15 protein-coding genes are annotated in these 21,270 nt (G+C 45.3%); 10 read left to right on the top strand and 5 right to left on the bottom strand.

The window, feature by feature from the left end:
• Positions 1-671 precede the first annotated feature (671 nt).
• The 10 genes from ACTRWI_RS18530 to ACTRWI_RS18485 all read left to right on the top strand — a co-directional run bounded on the left by ACTRWI_RS18530 (position 672) and on the right by ACTRWI_RS18485 (position 15,238).
• On the top strand, positions 672-2,354 hold the full coding sequence (locus tag ACTRWI_RS18530; protein ID WP_499133254.1) for an ABC transporter substrate-binding protein: 1,683 nt from the start codon (positions 672-674) through the stop codon (positions 2,352-2,354).
• 169 nt (positions 2,355-2,523) lie between these two features.
• A complete protein-coding gene (locus tag ACTRWI_RS18525) occupies positions 2,524-3,510 on the top strand; it encodes an ABC transporter permease (RefSeq protein ID WP_004738220.1) in 987 nt (328 codons plus the stop codon).
• A 2-nt stretch (positions 3,511-3,512) separates the two neighbouring features.
• Positions 3,513-4,538: an ABC transporter permease gene (locus ACTRWI_RS18520; RefSeq protein ID WP_499133253.1), complete on the top strand. Its 1,026-nt coding sequence runs from the start codon at positions 3,513-3,515 to the stop codon at positions 4,536-4,538.
• Positions 4,539-4,540: 2 nt separating this feature from the next.
• On the top strand, positions 4,541-5,524 hold the full coding sequence (locus ACTRWI_RS18515; protein ID WP_499133251.1) for an ABC transporter ATP-binding protein: 984 nt from the start codon (positions 4,541-4,543) through the stop codon (positions 5,522-5,524).
• 88 nt (positions 5,525-5,612) lie between these two features.
• Positions 5,613-6,608: an ABC transporter ATP-binding protein gene (locus ACTRWI_RS18510; RefSeq protein ID WP_499133250.1), complete on the top strand. Its 996-nt coding sequence runs from the start codon at positions 5,613-5,615 to the stop codon at positions 6,606-6,608.
• Between the two features lie 98 nt (positions 6,609-6,706).
• Entirely contained in the window at positions 6,707-8,428 is a 1,722-nt protein-coding gene (locus ACTRWI_RS18505) for a glycoside hydrolase family 9 protein (RefSeq protein WP_499133249.1), read from the top strand.
• A gap of 2 nt (positions 8,429-8,430) precedes the next feature.
• Positions 8,431-9,315: a glucosamine kinase nucleotide-binding domain-containing protein gene (locus tag ACTRWI_RS18500; RefSeq protein WP_499133248.1), complete on the top strand. Its 885-nt coding sequence runs from the start codon at positions 8,431-8,433 to the stop codon at positions 9,313-9,315.
• A gap of 12 nt (positions 9,316-9,327) precedes the next feature.
• Entirely contained in the window at positions 9,328-11,268 is a 1,941-nt protein-coding gene (locus ACTRWI_RS18495) for a beta-N-acetylhexosaminidase (protein WP_499133247.1), read from the top strand.
• Between the two features lie 78 nt (positions 11,269-11,346).
• Positions 11,347-13,752: a glycoside hydrolase family 94 protein gene (locus ACTRWI_RS18490; protein ID WP_499133246.1), complete on the top strand. Its 2,406-nt coding sequence runs from the start codon at positions 11,347-11,349 to the stop codon at positions 13,750-13,752.
• Positions 13,753-13,825: 73 nt separating this feature from the next.
• Complete coding sequence (locus ACTRWI_RS18485) at positions 13,826-15,238, top strand: phosphoglucomutase/phosphomannomutase family protein (protein ID WP_499133245.1); 1,413 nt, start codon at positions 13,826-13,828, stop codon at positions 15,236-15,238.
• 142 nt (positions 15,239-15,380) lie between these two features.
• Here ACTRWI_RS18485 and ACTRWI_RS18480 read toward each other — a convergent pair whose 3' ends face one another.
• From ACTRWI_RS18480 to glnK, 5 genes are all read right to left on the bottom strand, one after another.
• Positions 15,381-16,409, bottom strand: coding sequence for an ABC transporter ATP-binding protein (locus tag ACTRWI_RS18480; RefSeq protein ID WP_499133244.1), 1,029 nt, complete (start codon positions 16,407-16,409; stop codon positions 15,381-15,383).
• Complete coding sequence (locus tag ACTRWI_RS18475) at positions 16,409-18,034, bottom strand: ABC transporter permease (RefSeq protein ID WP_499133243.1); 1,626 nt, start codon at positions 18,032-18,034, stop codon at positions 16,409-16,411. Before ACTRWI_RS18475 ends, ACTRWI_RS18480 begins: the two co-directional genes overlap by 1 nt.
• A gap of 248 nt (positions 18,035-18,282) precedes the next feature.
• Positions 18,283-19,296: a Fe(3+) ABC transporter substrate-binding protein gene (locus ACTRWI_RS18470; RefSeq protein ID WP_499133242.1), complete on the bottom strand. Its 1,014-nt coding sequence runs from the start codon at positions 19,294-19,296 to the stop codon at positions 18,283-18,285.
• Between the two features lie 143 nt (positions 19,297-19,439).
• Positions 19,440-20,669: an ammonium transporter gene (locus ACTRWI_RS18465; protein WP_499133241.1), complete on the bottom strand. Its 1,230-nt coding sequence runs from the start codon at positions 20,667-20,669 to the stop codon at positions 19,440-19,442.
• 27 nt (positions 20,670-20,696) lie between these two features.
• The gene (glnK, locus tag ACTRWI_RS18460; RefSeq protein WP_004738200.1) at positions 20,697-21,035 is read right to left on the bottom strand and encodes a P-II family nitrogen regulator; all 339 of its coding nucleotides are present in this window, start codon (positions 21,033-21,035) and stop codon (positions 20,697-20,699) included.
• Between the last annotated feature and the right edge of the window lie 235 nt (positions 21,036-21,270).

Here is a 21,270-nt window from a genome sequence, read left to right as displayed (position 1 = left end):
CACCTTGCGTGGGCTTTTTTGTACATATAAGAGTCGTAAAAAGCACAATTAGAGCCGTTCACACCCACTTCTTTTACAGCTTTAAACAAGAGAAATATCACGCTATTTCGACGTAATGAGTATCGGCATCAACTACCAGTTTTCGCTCTATTCTCCACCGATTCTAACCGTAGCCTGACTATTTGTTGCAGTTTGAGAAGCGAGTCACAATAGAACGGCAGATTTAATTTTCTCGAAAAATTTAACGTAAAATTAGTAAGTGACCAAGATCTACAATTAGATTAAATTAGAAAAAACCGCCATCTTTAAATACACCCAATGTAAGTGAACACTTACATAAAATATTCAACACTCAACTAGTTGCGAGTCACATCACCCTAACAATCACGAACAAAAAACCACCAAAGCGCCCTATTTTGACGTTAATGACGTGAGGTTATCTGTTTTTAACGTTTTTGACGGGAAACGAGTTTGATTAATCCATCGATAAGGTGTTTTCTTACTCCTGCCAAAGGCCTACAGGCCACTCTTACCACTTCTCAGAAACAGCGATGAATCTGGAGCAACCAAGAAGAGGTAGGCCTTTAACCAGAGTGTGTATCTACTCACCAATTAGCGATAGATAACATTCAATCCATTAGTGAAATGAAAGCAAATAGTAAGGAACAGCTATGCTTGCCAATATAAAAAAAACAGCACTAGCAACAGCAATTATTGCAACTGCTACGACAAGTTTTGCATCAGTAGCAACAGCTGCAGAACGCAGCGAACTGACTATTCACCCGAAAGAGTACACAACATTCGTACGTAACTTTAACCCGTACCTTGGTGCGACTAACCTTCATACTACAACTGACTTCCTATACGAGCCGCTAGTAGTATTTAACGAAATGCACGGTAACACTCCTGTGTTCCGTCTAGCTGAAAACTTCAAAATGTCAGATGATCTGATGAGCGTTGTTTTCGACATTCGTAAGGGTGTTAAATGGTCTGATGGAGAAACCTTTTCTGCTGATGACGTTGTTTTTTCTTTCAACCTTGTAAAAGAGAAGCCAGAGCTTGACCAATCTGGTATCAACTCTTGGGTAACTTCTGTAGAAAAACTAAACGACAACCAAGTTAAGTTCAACCTAACAGAAGCAAACTCAAACGTACCTTACGAGATTGCTAAAGTACCTGTAGTACCCAAGCACATCTGGAAAGACGTTAAAGATCCATCAACGTTTACCAATGAAAACCCGGTAGGTTCAGGTCCATTTACAGTAATCGATACGTTTACAGCGCAACTATACATCCAGTGTGCAAACCCGAACTACTGGGATGCAGATAACCTAGATGTTGACTGTCTACGTGTTCCACAAATTGCTAACAACGACCAATTCCTAGGTAAAGTTGTAAACAGTGAAATGGACTGGACGTCTTCTTTCGTTCCAGACATCGACCGTACGTACGCGGCAGCTAGCCCTAAACACCACTACTGGTACCCGCCAGCAGGTACACAAGCATTCGTTGTTAACTTCAAGCACCCAGATGCTGCGAAGCATGAAGCATTAAGCAACGTTGAATTCCGTCGTGCCTTTTCCATGGCGCTTGACCGTCAAACTATCATCGACATCGCATTCTACGGTGGCGGTACAGTGAACGACTTCGCATCTGGCCTTGGCTACGCATTCGAAACTTGGTCTGATGAAAAGACTCACAACAAGTACAAAGGCTTTAACACTTACAACGCTGAAGGCGCGAAGAAGCTTCTTGCTGACGCTGGCTTCAAAGATGTAAACAACGACGGTTTTGTAGACACCCCATCTGGTAAGTCTTTCGAACTAATGATCCAATCGCCAAACGGCTGGACTGACTTCAACAACACAGTTCAACTAGCGGTAGAGCAGCTAAACGAAGTGGGCATCAAAGCAAAAGCTCGAACGCCAGACTTCTCTGTATACAACCAAGCAATGCTTGAAGGTACATACGACGTAGCATACACAAACTACTTCCACGGTGCGGATCCATACACGTACTGGAACAGTGCTTACAACTCATCACTACAATCTGGTGACGGTATGCCTCGTTTCGCTATGCACTTCTACAAAAACGAGAAACTAGATGGTCTTCTAAACAGCTTCTATAAAACAGCTGATAAGAACGAACAGCTAGACATTGCACACGGTATCCAGCAAATCATCGCTGCAGACCAAGTGACAATCCCTGTGATGTCTGGTGCTTACATGTACCAATACAACACAACTCGCTTCACTGGTTGGTGGAACGAAGAAAATCCAAAAGGCCGTCCAAACATTTGGGCTGGTATTCCAGAGCGTCTACTTCATGTACTGGACTTAAAACCAGTTAAATAAGTAATCATTCAATCCTTGCGGCGTAATCTCTTACGCCGCTTATAAAAATCCCCACACTCTCAATTGAAAGTATGGCGCTCGTCGTCAGGGGGTTGTTCGTTCCAAATTTCGCTAGGAGCGACCTGAATCCAGAAACAGGGAAACAATCTGGGTGAGTAAGGTGTGAGTTATGGGTTATTTTTTAAGACGTTTGTCATTTTATTTTGTCGCGCTATTAGTTGCAGCGACGTTAAACTTTATTATTCCAAGAGCAATGCCTGGTGACCCAGTTACCATGATGTTTGCGAATGCTTCTGTACAAGTTACTCCAGAACGTATTGCTGCAATGAAAGAACTATTAGGCTTCGTTGATGGCGGCTTGCTAGTTCAATACGCAGCGTACATGAAGAACATCCTCAGCTGGGAGCTTGGTACATCAATTCAATTCTACCCTCTTTCTGTAAACTCATTGTTGGGTGGAGCATTCGGCTGGTCGCTGTTCTTAGCGGGTACCGCTGTAATTCTTTCTTTCTCTATCGGTTCAATCCTAGGTATTTTCGCGGCGTGGAAACGTGGCAGTAAATACGATGCCTTTGTGACACCAGGAATGCTGATTCTACAAGCCGTTCCTCAAGTCGTTATCGCGATGATTGCACTATTTACCTTTGCAATCGGCTTGAAGTGGTTCCCAACGGGTTACGCTTATACCGCGGGTACTGTGCCTGATTGGACAAGCTGGGCATTTATTAAAGATGTTGCTTACCACGCTTTCTTACCACTGTTCTGTGCTTCAGTTGTTCAAATTGGTGGCTTCCTAGTCAACATGCGTAACAACATGATCAACCTACTTGCTGAAGACTACATCACTATGGCGAAAGGCAAAGGCCTGAGCGAAAACCGAGTGGTATTCAACTACGCAGCACGTAACGCAATGCTACCGAGTGTGACCGCACTTTCTATGTCACTAGGTATGGCAATCGGTGGTCAGCTAATTATCGAAATCATCTTCAACTACCCAGGTCTTGGCAGCGTACTTTTCAACGCAATTAACGCTCGTGATTACCAAGTACTGCAAGGTCAGTTACTTATCATGACGCTATTCATGCTGTTCTTTAATTTGGTTGCAGACATGCTTTACGTAGTTCTTGACCCTCGTCTTCGCAAGGGTGGTAAATAATCATGAAAGACTTTCTAAGACTCATTTGGCGTAACCCGATGGCCCTAACAGGCGTCATCATCCTAAGCATCTTTGTTCTTGGCGCTCTTGCTGCTCCATTAATCACCAAACATGCACCAGACAAGCGGACAGGTAATCCACACGAGTACCCTGGCTTTGTTGTTAAGTCTGCACAAACTAGCCCTAACGGCTGGGTGGCACAAAACCTTGCAGACGACCGTCGCACACTGATCATGTCTAAAAAGGCTGACCACGTATTAGGCACGACTCGTATGGGCCGTGATGTTTGGTCACAAGTGGTATACGGCGCACGCGTATCACTAGCAGTAGGCTTCGGTGCTGGTCTAACAGTATGCCTACTAGCAACCGTTATCGGTGTTTCGGCAGGTTACTTCGGTGGTCGTGTGGATGACGTACTAACCGCTGCGATGAATATCATGCTGGTTATCCCTCAATACCCATTACTGTTCGTAGTAGCTGCTTTCATCGGTGAAGCAGGACCACTCACAATAACATTGGTTATCGGCTTTATGTCCTGGGCTTGGGGCGCCCGTGTTGTTCGCTCCCAAACTCTTGCACTGCGTGAAAAAGAGTTCGTTAAAGCAGCAGAAGTACTTGGTGAGTCTCCAATTCGCATCATCTTCGTTGAGATTCTGCCAAACCTTATCTCTATCGTAGGTGCAAGCTTCATCGGCTCAGTGATGTACGCAATCATGATGGAAGCAACCATCTCGTTCCTAGGTCTTGGTGACCCGAACACAATCAGCTGGGGCATCATGCTTTACAACGTTCAAACCTCTTCATCAATGCTGATTGGCGCTTGGTGGGAACTGCTAGCTCCTTGTATCGCACTAACAATGCTAGTAACAGGCCTTGCCCTGCTTAACTTTGCTGTCGATGAAATTGCTAACCCGCAACTACGTTCTCACAAAGGTATGAAGCGTTGGAAGAAGCTTGCTGCTCAAGATAAACAAGAACGCGAACCAGAACTACCACCACAAAATGTACTTTGGAGCGGAGATAAATAATCATGTCTGAACCACTAATTTCTATCCGCAACTTATGCGTGGATTACATCACAGAGTCAGGCGATGTGCGTGCGTGTAACAACGTTAGCTTCGATATCGCGCCTGGTGAAGTATTTGGTCTAGCCGGTGAATCGGGTTGTGGTAAATCAACCGTTGCTTTCTCGCTAATGCGTCTTCATAAGCCGCCTGCTTACATCAGTGGTGGTGAGGTTATCTTCAATGGTGAAAACATTCTTGAATACAGTGATGACCGTATGCAAGCGTTCCGTTGGAGTGAGATGTCGATGGTATTCCAGAGTGCGATGAACGCACTCAACCCAGTGTTACCAATGGATGAGCAGTTCTGTGACGTAATCATGCGTCACACTAACATGACTCGTGAGCAAGCTAAAAAGCGCGCAGAAGGCCTACTGGAAATCGTAGATATCCACCCTAGCCGTTTGAGTGACTACCCTCACCAATTCTCTGGTGGCATGCGTCAACGCCTAGTTATTGCTATCGCGTTAGCACTGAATCCAAAACTGATCATCATGGATGAGCCAACAACAGCACTCGATGTGGTTGTACAACGCGAAATCCTACAAAAAATCTATGCGCTAAAAGAAGAGTTTGGTTTCTCGATTCTGTTCATCACCCACGACTTGTCGTTAATGGTCGAGTTCTCTGACCGCATCGGCATCATGTACTCGGGTGAACTGATCGAAGTCGCTAACTCACAAGATATTCTAGAAAACCCTTACCACCCTTACACCAAAGGGCTGGGTAGTTCTTTCCCTCCACTAACAGGGCCAAAGACAAAACTAACTGGTATTCCAGGCAACCCTCTGAACTTATTAGAGATACCTGAAGGATGTCGCTTCCAAGCTCGTTGTTACCGTGTAAATGAAACCTGTACTAAGGTACCAACCAAGCTGCGCTCTATCGAGCCGGGACACTTGTCGAACTGCCACCTGTACGGTGACCCAATAGTACAAAGGAAGCTATAGCTTGCACGCTGATTCAGTGTGAATAACGAATAAGGCGGCTTCGTCCGCCAAAAAGCAAGCAAAGCGAATAAGGATTCTGGAGACAATTATGAGCAAAGATTTAGGTCAATTATTGGTAGAAGGTAAGAACGTCGTAAAAGACTTCCCAATAAGCAGTACCACTATTCAAACCCCAATGATGCGTGCGATCAACGATGTGTCATTCAAGATGTATAAAAGCCGTGGCCTAGCCGTCGTTGGTGAGTCTGGTTCAGGCAAATCAACCACAGCAAAAATGATCGCAAAAATGTACGCACCTTCGGGCGGCACCATTGAGTACAAAGGCCGTGATATTCAAGATATCTCAAGCCGTAAAGATCTGATGCAGTACCGTGAAGGTGTGCAAATGGTATGGCAAGACCCGTTTGGTTCTCTAAACCCAACACATAACATCTTCCACCACATCGCTCGACCACTGTTGATCCACAAGAAGGTGACTCCTAGCAATAAGAGAGAACTAGAAGAGCGTGTATACGATCTTTTAGAACAAGTGGGCCTAATCCCACCAAAAGAGACAGCAAAAAAGTACCCACACCAACTGTCTGGTGGCCAACGTCAGCGTGTAAACCTTGCACGTAACATCGCAGTAGGTGCAGAAGTCGTTCTTGCCGATGAACCAACGTCAATGCTCGATGTTTCGATTCGTGCCGGCGTTCTGAACTTGATGGAAGAGATGAAGTTTGAGAAACAAATGTCTCTGCTTTACATCACCCACGATATCGCAACCGCGCGTTACATCGCTGAAGACCTGTCAGTAATGTACGTAGGTCACATGGTTGAATGGGGCGATACCGATGACGTTATTGCTAACCCTCAACACCCTTACACCCAACTATTGGTTTCAGCGGTTCCCGATCCAAAGAAATCAATCCATGACCAACTAGCCGGCAACAAAGGTGAAATCCCGCTTTGGACGCCAGCATCTGTGGGCTGTCCATTTGCTGGTCGTTGCACTCACGCAATGGATAAGTGTAAAGAGCAACTTCCTGGCGTGACTCAATTAGCAGAGAACCACTTCGTTCGCTGTTACCTACACGAAAGCTAAACATTAAAACTGAGTTAGGGTCTGAGGACCCTAACTACTTATATCCAAAACAATTCAGGTACCTAGCCACAAGAAACTAGGACCTTTGGAGAATATTGATGCTGTTATTGACCAACCATATTGGCTACGAATCTTCGGCTCCTAAGCAAGCTATTCTACAGACAAAGAAAGCGCGTTTATCCAGCACTACTGCACTGCTAGTGTGTGCCGACAACCATATTACCGTGGGTAACTTCGACCTTGTAAAACAGGGTCGCGTAGCAAACTGGCATCAAGGGCAATTCTTCACGATCGATTTCAGCTCATTCACTGAGAGTGGACGTTACTACCTACGCTTTGACAACCTTCGTTCAGAAGTGTTTGAGATTGGTAATAACCTGCTAATGAACAAAACATTTTCTGATGTGCTTCACTACTTTAAGTCTCAACGTTGTGGCGGCATTTTTGATAAAAAAGATCGCCAAGCCCAAATTCTTGGCACCGACCGATACGTTGATGTGCATGGTGGTTGGTACGACGCATCAGGCGATGTAAGTAAATACTTTAGTCACTTGTCTTATGGTAATTACCTAAACCCACAACAGATTCCAATGGTAGTTTGGAACATGCTTAAAAGCGTGCGCTTAACCAGCAACAATCCAGACTTCCCTAAATTCTCTATGACACGATTAACGGAAGAAGCGCTATTCGGTGCTGATTTCTTAGTACGTATGCAAGACGCGGCCGACTACTTCTACATGACGGTATTCGACAACTGGAGCAAAGATATCAACCAACGCGACATCTGTGCGTACTCCACTCAAGAAGGCCATAAATCAACAGATTTGCAAGCCAGCTACCGACAAGGAGCTGGTGTGGCTATTGCAGCACTTGCCGCAGCGTCTGAACTAGACATACCGGGTAGCTACTCGAGCCAAACCTATCTTGATACCGCGACCAAAGGTTACTGGCACCTAAAAGAACACAACTTACAGTACCTAAACGATGGTGAAGAGAACATCATCGATGAGTATTGCGCCCTACTCGCAGCCAATGAACTTTACCGAGTAACACAAGACGAACAGTACCTTTCAGAAGCTAGAACTTGGGCTACGAGATTAAGCGCTCGCCAGCAATCTGATGATTCATTTGAGCACTTCTGGTCAGCCAATACTGATGGATCTCGTCCATATTTCCACGCTGCTGAAGCTGGTTTGCCAGTGATAGCCCTATGCGAATACATCAATAATGAAACTGACGCAGAGCTGAAAGAACAAGCTCGTGCGGTTGTTGAGCAGGCGTGTCAGTTTGAAATCGATATCACCGATAAAGTCACCAACCCATTTGGCTACCCAAGACAGTACGTTAAAAATGTTGATGGTGAAAAGCGCGATGCGTTCTTCATTGCTCAGAAGAACGAAACTGGCTACTGGTGGCAAGGCGAAAACGCTCGCCTTGGTTCTATAGCGACCATGGCTTACCTCGTTCAGCCACACATTAAAGACCGTGGCTTGCAAGAACGTTTGATCCAGCTTTCACAGAACAGCCTCGACTGGATCTTGGGCCTCAACCCTTACCACATGTGCATGCTTGATGGTCACGGTCATAACAACCCTAAATACTTACCTCAGCTTGGTTTTTTCAATGCCAAAGGCGGTATCTGTAACGGCATTACCGCTGGCTTTGAAGATGATCAAGACATTGCGTTCAATCCACCAGCACAAAAGGATGACATGCTTCAAAACTGGCGCTGGGGCGAACAATGGATCCCTCACGGTGCATGGTTCCTATTGGCAACCGCTGCACAATTCAACTACCTAGCACAACGTAAGGAGCAATAACCATGACGCTTTATTACGCGGGTATTGATGGTGGCGGCACCTCTTGTCGTGCTCGTATTCGCGATGAGCAAGGCACACTCATTGGTGAAGCGACAAGCGGCAGCGCTAACATCCTTTTGGGTGTTGATGTTGCAATGAGCTCAATTGTCGATGCCATTACTCAAGCGGCACAGCAAGGGCAACTCGATTCAATTCATTTTTCAAATATGCATATTGGCCTAGCGCTGGCAGGTGCTGAACAAAAGTCAGCATGGTTTGACTTCATGGCACAACCGCACCCTTTCGCTAGCATGACGCTCAACACTGACGCTTATGGTGCTTGCATTGGTGCCCACAACGGCCAAAACGGCGCCATCATGATAGGTGGAACAGGCTCATGCGGCATCTACCTACAAGATGGTGAACAACATGTCGTTGGTGGTCGTGAGTTTCCAATTTCCGACCAAGGTGGTGGCGCAGTGATGGGTCTTCGTTTGATTCAACAAGTCCTGCTTGCAGAAGATGGCATTCGCAACAAGACACCACTGACTCATCACGTAATGAACCACTTTGGTAATGATGTTGATGCCATCGTCGAATGGTCAAAAGGCGCTATTCCAAAAGACTATGGTCAATTCTCGCCAGTGATTTTTCAACTGGCTAACGAAGGCGATGAGCTCGCGATTGAGATGCTCAAGCAAACCGCCGCTGATATTGAAATGTTTGTAATAGCACTGCATCGCAAAGGTGCAGACAAGGTGTGCTTAATGGGAAGTATCGCAGAGCGCATTCTCAACTGGCTATCACCACAGGTACAAAAATGGATCGTTGAACCTCAATTTGACGCTATCGAAGGCGCATTGATGTTTGCCGGAAAACCACAACACAACTTGTATCAACAGGCTTAGCAGGAAAGTTATATGAATTATCGCATCGACTTAGCTGTTCTTTCTGAACAAAAAAATAACTGCCGATTTGGCCTTACGGTACATAACTTAAGTGATCTTGACGTTACAGATTGGTCACTCCACTTTGCATTTGACCGATTCATCCTTCCAGAGAGTCTGTCGCAAGGCGAATTAACTCAGGTAGGAAGCTTTTGTTCTTACCAGCCAAGTGCCAACGTGTTAAAGGCGAACAACCATTACTATCTAGAATTCAGTATTCAAAGTGCCCCATTCCGTTTCTACTCTGATGGTCTCAATGACGCCTTTATCCAAACGCATAACCAAGACGAAACCTCGGTACTGCCAGTAGCAATATCACCAATAGTACTAGCTTCACCATATCGTGAGCGCAGCCAAATCCCAGAAGTAGATGCGGCAGCGGTAGCACTGATACCCCAACCGAATCAATTCGAACTGAAACAAGGCAGCTTCGCACTGAACAATGCGTGCAAAGTTGAAGTTCAGTCTCACTTGGCCGAGAAAGCCAGTGCTTGGCTACAACAAGAATTACTGACTACGTTTGAGCTAGCGGTTTCAACAGAACTATCACTAGAAGCTAGCGGAGACATTGTATTTCACAGCAACCCGACTTTAGATGAAGCCGAGTACAAGCTAAAGATCACAGTCCAGCAAGTAATCCTAGAATCAGGCAGTCAATCAGGCTTCACGCATGCCGTCGCTAGCTTAATCCAATTGGTTCAACAACAAGATGCTGAACACTTCTCTGTTCAATGTTGCAAAATCGCCGATCAACCTCGTTTCAAATATCGCGGCATGATGTTGGATTGTGCACGTCACTTCCACTCAGTAGAGCGAGTGAAGCGTTTAATCAACCAGCTGGCTCACTACAAATTCAACGTTTTTCATTGGCACCTAACCGATGATGAAGGTTGGAGAATCGAGATTAAGCAACTACCTCAGCTAACAGAAATTGGGGCTTGGCGTGGTCCTGACCATATATTAGAACCGCAATATACCCACATTGCAGAGAATTATGGCGGCTTCTACACGCAACAGCAGATTCTCGAAGTTATTGAATACGCAGAGCAGCGCAGCATCACGGTGATCCCTGAGATCGATATTCCGGGACACTGCCGCGCCGCGATCAAATCACTGCCTGATATGTTAATAGAGAAAGCGGACACCACTCAATATAAGAGCATTCAACACTACAACGACAATGTACTAAACCCAGGCTTATCGGGTACTTATCAATTCTTAGATATCGTCATTGAAGAAGTCGCAGAACTCTTCCCGAGTGAATTAATTCACATGGGCGCAGACGAAGTGCCACCGGGTGTGTGGGCCAACAGCCCTGCCGCTCAAGCACTGATGAACGAACATCAATACCAAGACAGCAAAGATCTACAAGGCCACCTGTTCCGCTATGCCGAGAACAAACTTAAGCAGCTTGGCAAACGCATGGTGGGCTGGGAAGAGGCACAACACGGCGACAAGGTGAGCAAAGAGACCATCATCTACTCGTGGCTGAGCGAAGAAGCCGCTGTGAACTGTGCTCGCCAAGGCTTTGATGTGGTACTGCAACCCGCACAATTTACTTATCTCGACATGACCCAAGATTATGCACCGGAAGAGCCGGGCGTAGATTGGGCTGCCGTTACCCCATTAGAACAAGCTTATACCTACGAAGCACTTGCTGAGATATCCGACACCGACCCAATTCGTAAGCGGGTCCGCGGAATTCAATGTGCTCTATGGTGTGAGAACGTCACCAACCAAAAGCGTATGGATTACATGGTATTCCCAAGAATTAGCGCTTTAGCTGAAGGATGTTGGACACATAAAAACAACCGAAACTGGCTAGATTACCTGTCTCGCCTAAAGGGTCATTTTTCGCTACTCGAAAGACTCAATGTTGATTACCGCAACCCTTGGAAAGCTGAATCAAATTAAGGTGCTCAGTCTAATAAAACTCAGCATCACTATTTAAAATTAGCTGCATAGATGCAGCTTGTTAAAAAGGAAATGACAATGAAATACGGCTATTTCGATAACGACAATCGCGAATACGTCATCACTCGCCCTGATGTACCAGCACCTTGGACTAACTACCTAGGTACTGAAAGGTTTTGTACTGTAATTTCGCACAATGCGGGCGGTTACTCGTTCTACAATTCTCCGGAATACAACCGTGTTACTAAATTCCGTCCGAACGGCACCTTTGACCGCCCAGGACACTATGTTTACCTGCGTGATGATGAAACTGGTGATTACTGGTCTATCTCTTGGCAGCCAGTGGCAAAGAGCCTTGATGAAGCAAACTACGAAGTTCGTCACGGCTTGTCATACTCAAAGTTCAAATGTGAATATAGCGGTATTACCGCAACCAAAACGCTATTCGTGCCTAAGGGCGAAGATGCAGAAGTTTGGGATGTTGTACTAAAGAACAACACTGATAAGCCACGTACTATCAGCACATTCTCATTTGTAGAGTTCTCGTTCAGCCATATTCAATCAGACAACCAAAACCACCAGATGTCTCTGTACTCTGCGGGCACGTCTTACCAAGAAGGTGTGTTGGAATACGATCTGTACTACAACACTAACGACTTTGAAGGCTTCTATTACCTAGCATCCACCTTCTCACCAGATAGCTACGACGGCCAGCGTGACAACTTCCTTGGCATGTACCGCGATGAAGCAAACCCAATTGCGGTTGAAAACGGTAAATGTTCGAACAACGCTCAAACCTGTTACAACCACTGTGGCTCTCTGCATAAGCAATTCACCATCCAACCGGGTGAAGAAGTTCGTTTTGCTTACATACTAGGTATCGGCAAAGGTAACGGTGAACGCCTACGTGAGAAATACCAAGACACTGCAAACGTAGATGCTGCGTTCCAAGGTATCAAAGATCACTGGTACGAACGTTGTAACAAGTTCCAAGTTAGGTCTCCAAACGAAGGCTTAGACACCATGATCAACACCTGGACACTATACCAAGCAGAAACCTGTGTGGTGTGGTCGCGCTTTGCATCGTTCATTGAAGTGGGGGGCCGCACAGGTCTTGGCTACCGTGATACAGCTCAGGACGCTATCTCAGTACCTCACGCTAACCCAGCGATGACTCGTAAACGTATCGTCGACCTACTACGCGGCCAAGTTAAAGCGGGCTTCGGTCTACACCTATTCGATCCAGACTGGTTCGATCCAGAGAAAGCGGATGTTAAGCCTTCAAAATCACCAACGGTAGTTCCGACTCCATCAGACGACGACAAGATCCACGGCATTGAAGATACTTGTTCTGATGATCATCTATGGATCGTTCCGACCATCATCAAATACGTGATGGAAACCGGTGAACATGACTTCTTTGATGAAGTGATTCCTTACGCAGACGGCGGTGAAGCGACAGTCTACGAACATATGAAAGCAGCACTGAACTTCTCTGCAGAATACGTTGGTCAAACAGGTATCTGTAAAGGGCTACGTGCTGACTGGAATGACTGTTTGAACCTAGGTGGTGGTGAGTCTTCAATGGTTTCATTCCTTCACTTCTGGGCCCTGCAAGAATTCTTAGATCTTGCTAAGTTCCGCAATAATGATGCTGACATTACGAAATATACTGAAATGGCCGCGAACGTACGTGAAGCCTGTGAAACACACCTTTGGGATGAAGAAGGCGGTTGGTACATTCGTGGTCTAACCAAAAATGGCGACAAGATCGGCACAGCTCAACAAGCAGAAGGTCGTGTACACCTAGAATCCAACACACTAGCCGTTCTGTCTGGTGCGGTTTCTCAAGAGCGTGGTGAGAAAGCGATGGATGCAGTCGATGAGAACCTATTCTCTGAATACGGCCTGCACCTCAACTCTCCATCATTCGCGACACCAAACGATGACATCGGCTTCGTCACTCGCGTTTACCAAGGCGTAAAAGAGAATGGCGCCATCTTCTCTCACCCGAACCCATGGGCTTGGGTAGCAGAAGCGAAACTTGGTCGTGGTGACCGTGCGATGAAATTCTACGATGCACTTAACCCATACAACCAAAACGACATGATTGAAACACGTTACGCAGAACCATACTCGTACGTGCAATTCATCATGGGTAAAGACCACCAAGACCACGGCCGTGCAAACCACCCATGGTTAACCGGTACATCTGGTTGGGCTTACTTTGCGGTAACCAACTTCATTCTTGGTGTTCGGACAGGCTTTGAAGGCTTAACCGTAGATCCCTGTATTCCAACAGATTGGCCAGAGTTTGAGGTTACTCGCCAATGGCGTGGTGCGACATACAACATCACGGTACAGAACCCGAATGCAGTAAGCAAAGGGGTTGCCTCTATCACTATCAACGGTGAGTCAGTAGAAGGCGCAATCCCAGTTCGAGCTGAAGGCAGCGTGAACGATGTTATCGTTGTTCTAGGCTAGTCACACTACTTCACCAACCAAGCTTGCCTCAAGCCTATTGGGTTTGAGGCAAAGAGACTAAAAGGATTTTCTAATGATTAAATTTGGTACAGGTGGCTGGCGAGCTTTCATTGGTGAAGAGTTCACCAAAGAGAACGTTCGCCTTGTGGCACAAGCACTGGCAAACATCATCAACAATGAAGATGCTGCTAAAAAAGGATTTGTGATCGGTTATGACCGTCGCTTCCTTTCTGATAAAGCTGCATGTTGGTTTGCTGAAGTATTAGCCGCTAACAACATCAAAGTCAGCTTCATCGATAAGTTTGTTCCAACCCCTATCGTAATGTTCCAAGCAAAAGAAATGGGCTGCACCTACTCGGCATGTATTACCGCTTCTCACAACCCAGCGGATTACAACGGCATCAAGGTGTTTATTGAAGGTGGTCGTGATGCTGATGAGATCATCACAGAGAAGATCGAACAGCAAATCGCAACTCTAACCAACGAAGACGTTATCCGTGTCGACTTCGAACAAGCGTTGAACGACAAAGAGATCGAAATCATCAACCCAATGAACGACTTTGTTGATTCGATCATTAACTTCATCGATATCGAGTCAATCAAGAAAGCAAACCTGCGCGTACTGATTGACCCTATGTTTGGTGTAGCGAAAAACGCCCTACAAACGGTTCTTATCAATGGCCGTTGCGATGTCGACGTGATCAACGATGGTAAAAACCCAGATTTTGGTGGATTAATGCCATCACCAAGCGCAGCTACGCTCTATCGCTTGAAGCACCTGGTTGCAGCTGAAGGGTATGACATCGGTATTGGTACCGATGGCGATGCTGACCGCTTAGGTATTATCGATGAGAAAGGTAGCTTCATTCACCCTAACGAAGTACTACTGTTGCTTTACTACTACTTGTTGGAATACAAGGGCTGGAAAGGATCGGTCGTTCGTAATATCGCAACCACTCACCTACTCGATAAAGTGGCGGCCGATCATGGTGAAAAAAGCTTTGAGGTTCCAGTAGGCTTTAAGCATATCAGCTCGCAAATGGAAGCCGACGACTCTCTGATTGGTGGTGAAAGTTCCGGTGGTTTAACCATTCGTGGCCACATCAAAGGTAAAGATGGAGTCTTCGCATCTAGTCTACTGGTTGAGATGATCAGTGTAACAGGTAAGAAATTGTCTGAATTGCTTGATGAAATCTACTCGAAGTATGGCTATGCCTACACCGCGGAAGGCGATTGCAAGTTCAAACCTTCAGAAAAAGAAGCGCTCTACACCAAGATCTACGTAGAGAAGCAGCTGCCTGAGTTTGAGTATGAGATTGAAAAAGTCAGCTATGAAGATGGTGCCAAGGTGTACTTTAAGAGTGACGGCTGGGTTATTGCTCGTTTCTCTGGAACAGAGCCTTTACTTCGAATCTTCGCTGAAATGAAAGATAAAGAGACAGCAGAACGTGTTCTTCAAAAAGTGAGAGACTTCCTCTCTCTATAGGCTTATAGAGTGCAGCACTTTTATATGGGACTCAATAAACCACTGCATTGTTAAAGCCTATAGGTGAAGAACTCTTGCCCAGTACTTTGGTGAAAGTGCTGGGCTTTTTTGTGCCGAGTTGCTAGCTCAGCAGCTAACTAAATTAAAATGCCAACACACCTTTAGTGTCTACCTTCACGGTGACTGGCATGCCAACGGCTAGTGCTTCCGACGAGGTCGCCAGTAGCTTTTGACCATTAGCTTCAATCACATAACGACAATGGTCGCCCATAAATTGCTGCTCCAATACCGACAAGTTACTCTCTGTATCGTGGCTCGCGACAATGTGTTGAGGTCGTAGTAACAGTGCACACTCAGAGCCAACATCAATTTCCGTTTGCGCTTTTGCTTCCACTAAGCCCAAGCTAGTTTCGAATTCATTATCTGAAATACGCTGAGCATTTAAGTAACTACCACCGCCTAAGAAATCAGCCACAAACTTGCTTGATGGGTGGAAGTACAGCTCAGATGCTGAACCATACTGTTCAATCACACCATGGTTCATTACGGCCATTTTATCCGCGAAGGCAAACGCTTCTTCACGACTGTGAGTAACAAAAATAGCGGTTACACCCTGCTTCTTAAAGATCTTGCGGATCTGAGAAATCAACTCGTGACGAACTTGGGTATCAATGTTCGAGAACGGTTCATCAAGTAACAATAGATCAGGCTTGTAAGCCAAAGAGCGAGCAATAGCGACACGTTGCTGCTGTCCACCTGACAACTGGTGAGGGTAACGCTCACCATATTGATCAAGGTGAACCAGCTCTAGCATCTCTTTCACTTTTGCTTTCTTGTCTTGCTCAGACATATCACGCAGACCAAATGCTACGTTCTGATTGACGGTAAGGTGCGGAAACAGCGCATAGTCTTGGAAGATCATGCCGATGTTACGTTGCTCAGGTGGTAGCCAATTTTTACCATCATCAATAGTCTGACAGTTAAGATTCATTACCCCATGACTCAACGGAAGTAATCCAGCAATCGCTTTTAGTAAGGTTGTTTTACCACAGCCACTAGCGCCAAGTAGACATACGATCTCGCCATGTTCAACTTCAAAAGAAAGCGACTCGAGAACCGTTTGAGATTCATACTGACAAGTCAGATCTTTAATAGATAATGCACAGCTCATTAGTTTTTTTGCTCCAAAGAACGGTTGACGATGATCAACGGGATTAAACCCACTAGAACAAGTAACACAGCTGGCATAGCAGCCAGCTCTAGATGCTCATCTGAGGCATAGTTGTAAACATAGGTTGCCAGGGTTTCAAAGTTAAACGGACGCAACAGCAGCGCAGCATTCAACTCTTTCATCGATTCGATGAACACCAATAGTCCAGCAATCAAAGCACCACGCTTAATCAGGGGTAGATGCACTCGGCGTAACATCTGGTTGGTATTACAGCCCATAGTCTTTGAAGCCATATCCAAAGACGGTGACACTTTGCTTAAGCTGCTCTCCACACTGCCGATGGCAACCGCAGAAAAACGTACGACCATCGCGAAAATAAGCGCAAACATCGAACCAGAGAAGATTAATCCCGGGCGCCCCCACTCCATCATTTTCGCGATGTCGTTGACTAGGTGATCCATAAACAAAACTGGCACCATCACACCAATCGCCAACACGGTGCCAGGTACGGCATAACCCATAGAAGCAAGACGCATGTATGCCTGACTTCTCTTACCCGGGCTTACTCGTTGATTAAAGTTCACAATAAGAGCAATAATCACACCGATTAGCGCAGCCACAATAGAAACATATAAGCTGTTAACGGCGTATTCTCTAAACTCTGGAGTCCAGCTTTGGCCGAAATATTTATAAGCATAAATAATTAATTGACCAAGTGGGAACAAGAATGCGACGCAGACTAGCCCCCAACACCAAAACATCGCTAGCCATTTTTTCCAACCAGACAGATCATAACGAAAATCTTCACTGCTACTGAATTGATTTTGAAATAGCTTCTGTTTGCGTCGGCTGTATCGCTCCGAGCTTAACAACAGAATCACTATAACCAACATGATTGCCGATATTTTCGCTGCCGCGGTCAAGCTTGAGTAGCCTAACCAGGTATCATAAACCGCAGTCGTTAAGGTGTTCACAGCAAAGTAACTGACCGTGCCGAAATCACCGATGGTTTCCATAGCAACTAAAGATAAACCGACAGCCATTGATGGGCGTACAAGTGGCAAAGAGATTCGACGGAAGCTTTCCCAAGGTGAGCATTTTAATAACCGAGCGGATTGAAGTAGAGAGACGTTCTGTTCAATGAATGCAGCACGGCACAACAGGTATACATAAGGGTATAGAACAAGCGACAGAACAATAATTGCGCCGGACAAGGTTCTAATATCCGGGAACCAATACTCCCCAGGCCCCCAGCCAGTTAGGTCGCGAAGCAGAATCTGCACGGGGCCAGCGAAGTCAAACCAATCGGTAAAGATATATCCGACAATATAAGCTGGCATTGCGAGTGGCAAAACTAATGCCCACTGCAACACTTTCTCACCTGGCAGGCGACACATCGCCATGATCCAAGCTGAAGGGATACCAAATAACAGCGATAGGAACATAGTTCCGATCACCAAAACAACCGTGTTATAAGCGTAAGTCGGCATCACTGTGGACATCAAATGAGAAAACAGCTCATTTGTCTCACCTACAGCGGTGGTGAATATCGCTAAGATCGGAAAAACCAGTAGTAAAGCTATCAATCCACTACTGGTGTTCCATAAATAATTCTTTTCTTTCATCGCCTAATTACAACGAGGCTTAATGAAACACAAATGCAGTTGCAAATACATCTCATGCCCTTTTAGTGGTGGGGGTTATTTATACCCATATACGATAATGACTTCAAGGAGCTGTGCTAATAACTCTCCAGATCAAACGAGAGCTTTGTTTCAAAAAGTGACTTAACTAAAAACGAAACAACCCCAAGCACCAAAAACGGTAACTTGAGGTTGTTAAATCTAATATTGGCCGAAACCTATATTAATAATTATAGGTCGAATTTAACTTCGTCTAGAAGCTTGATTGCAGCTTCATGATGATCTGCGATCTCGTCTAGAGAAATTGTGTCTGCTTTGAATTCACCCCAAGAAGCGACTAGATCAGAAGGTTTAACATCAGCTTTAACTGGGTATTCGTAGTTTACTTCTGCGTACATACCTTGTGCTGTGTTACCAGATAGGAATTCCATTAGCTTAACTGCGTTCTCTTTGTTTGGAGAGTACTTAGCCATTGCCATACCAGAGATGTTTACGTGAGTACCAGTCGTCTCTTGGTTAGGGAAATTGATGTAAACAGCGTCAGCCCAAGCTTTTTGCTCTTTATCGTTAACCATCTTACCTAGGTAGTAGCTGTTACCAAGAGAGACGTCACATAGACCTTCTTTGATAGCTTTAACTTGTGCACGGTCGTTACCTTGAGGTTTACGAGCTAGGTTTGCTTTAACGCCCTCTAGCCACTCTTTAGTTTCTGCTTCGCCTTTATGAGCAATCATAGAAGATACTAGAGAAACGTTGTATGGGTGCTTACCACTACGAGTACAGATTTTACCTTTGAATTCAGGCTTCGCTAGATCAGCGTAAGTGAAGTCTTCACCTAGGCGACCAACACGGTCACGTGAAGAGTATACGCTACGAGTACGAGTTGTTAGAGCAAACCACTCGTTGTCAGCATCTTGGTATTGAGCAGGGATGTTCTTTTCTAAAACGTCGCTGTTTACCGCTTGAACCAAACCTTTTTCAGTTAGCTCAGATAGACGGCTGATATCAACAGTTAATACCACGTCTGCAGGGCTGTATTCGCCCTCTTGAGCTAGCTTCTCTGCTAAACCTTTCTTAGCAAACTTAACATTTACCTCAATACCTGTCTCTTTTGTGAACTCATCGAACATTGGCTCAACAAGGAAAGGCTGGCGGTAAGAGTATACGTTTACTTCTTCTGCAGCCATTGCTGCTGGTGCGATAGTGCTGCACGCAAGAGCTGAAAGAGTTAGCAGTTTTTTCATGATTCAATCCTTTTCGCATAGAAATGATAATATTTATCAGTTGCATTATTATATGTATCATTAGATTAAACACAACGTTAAACATCAAAAAAACCTGCTCATCTGAGCAGGTTTCAAGCAGGTTAAATGTAAATGTTTGTAAATTATTTTACCGACACAAATTCTGGATAAGCACCTACACCACAGTCATGCATGTCCATACCTTCTAACTCTTCCTCTTCACTTACACGAATACCGATTGTCGCTTTAAGTACAGCCCATACCGCTAGACTTGCACCAAATACCCAAGCAAAGATTACTGCTGCACCAAATAGTTGTGCACCGAATGTCGCGTCTGCATTGCTTAGTGGCACAGCCATTAGACCGAAGAAACCACACACACCGTGTACTGAAATAGCACCTACTGGATCATCAATCTTAGCTTTGTCTAGAGCAATGATACTGAACACCACTAGTGCACCAGATACTGAACCAATTGCCATTGCAAACAGAGGTGATGGTGATAGAGGGTCTGCAGTGATTGCTACTAGGCCAGCCAACGCACCGTTAAGAATCATAGTTAAGTCCGCTTTACCCCAAGTTGTCTTACATACTAGTAGTGCTGCGATTGCACCCGCTGCTGCAGCTGCGTTGGTATTAAGGAAGATTTGACCCACTGCTGTTGCGTTCTCGAAATCTGAAACCATCAGTTGAGAACCACCATTGAAGCCGAACCAACCAAACCAGAGGATGAATGTACCTAGTGTAGCAAGTGGCATGTTCGAACCAGGAATTGGGTAGATTTCACCGTTTTTACCGTATTTACCTCTACGAGCACCAAGTAGTAGAACACCTGCTAGCGCTGCTGCTGCACCCGCCATATGTACGATCCCTGAGCCTGCGAAATCACTGAAGCCTGCTTCTGATAGGAAGCCACCGCCCCAAGTCCAGTAGCCTTCCATTGGGTAGATAAATGCTGTTAGTACTACAGAGAAGATTAGGAATGACCAAAGCTTCATACGCTCAGCTACTGCACCAGATACCACAGACATTGCGGTTGCAACGAATACTACCTGGAAGAAGAAGTCTGATTCCAAAGAGTGGTCTGCGCCTTCACCTTGAGTACCAATCAGAGTACCAAATGATGGTAGCCAACCGCCTTCTCCGTTATCGACATACATAATGTTGTAACCAACGACTAAGAACGCAGTACATGCAATCGCATACAAGCAGATGTTCTTAGTTAAAATTTCTGTGGTGTTCTTTGAACGAACTAAGCCAGCTTCTAGCATTGCGAAGCCTGCTGCCATCCACATTACCAAAGCACCTGAAATGAGGAAGAAAAAAGTATCTAGTGCGTAACGTAGTTCCGTTACTGTTGTTGTAAGTTCCATATTAAAGTCTCCAGTCCTTGTAATTCTTTAAAGTGCTTCTGCATCCATTTCACCAGTACGGATTCGCACGGCTTGGCTTAGGTCATACACAAAAATCTTACCGTCACCGATTTTGCCTGTGTGTGCCGCTTGGCTGATCGCTTCAACAACTCGGTCAACGTTTTCAGCTTGAGTAGCAATCTCTAGCTTCACCTTTGGCAGGAAGTCGACTTGGTATTCTGCACCACGGTATAATTCAGTGTGTCCTTTCTGACGACCAAAGCCCTTCACTTCAGAGACCGTCATACCTTCAATACCCACATCAGATAGCGCTTCACGTACGTCATCTAATTTGAATGGCTTAACAATGGCATTTATTAATTTCATATTCGTTCCTTAAATTCTTCACTCATCCCGTTAATTCTCTTATTACAATCCAAGTAGTGTGCCAAAAAGTTAAACTGTTGATTTTTAATAAAATAAAGATAATAAGATACTAATAACAAAAAAGGTCGCACCAATTTGGTGCGACCTTTTCACTATCTTAATGCGAGACTCTATTATTGCTCCAGTTTTGGGCAACTGAGTTCTAAGCTCTTTTATGACAACGGTTAGTAACCTA

The sequence above is a fragment of the Pseudoalteromonas sp. G5_S1_14_S5 genome, from assembly GCF_054968605.1.
This window is presented reverse-complemented; position numbering and strand designations above follow the sequence as displayed.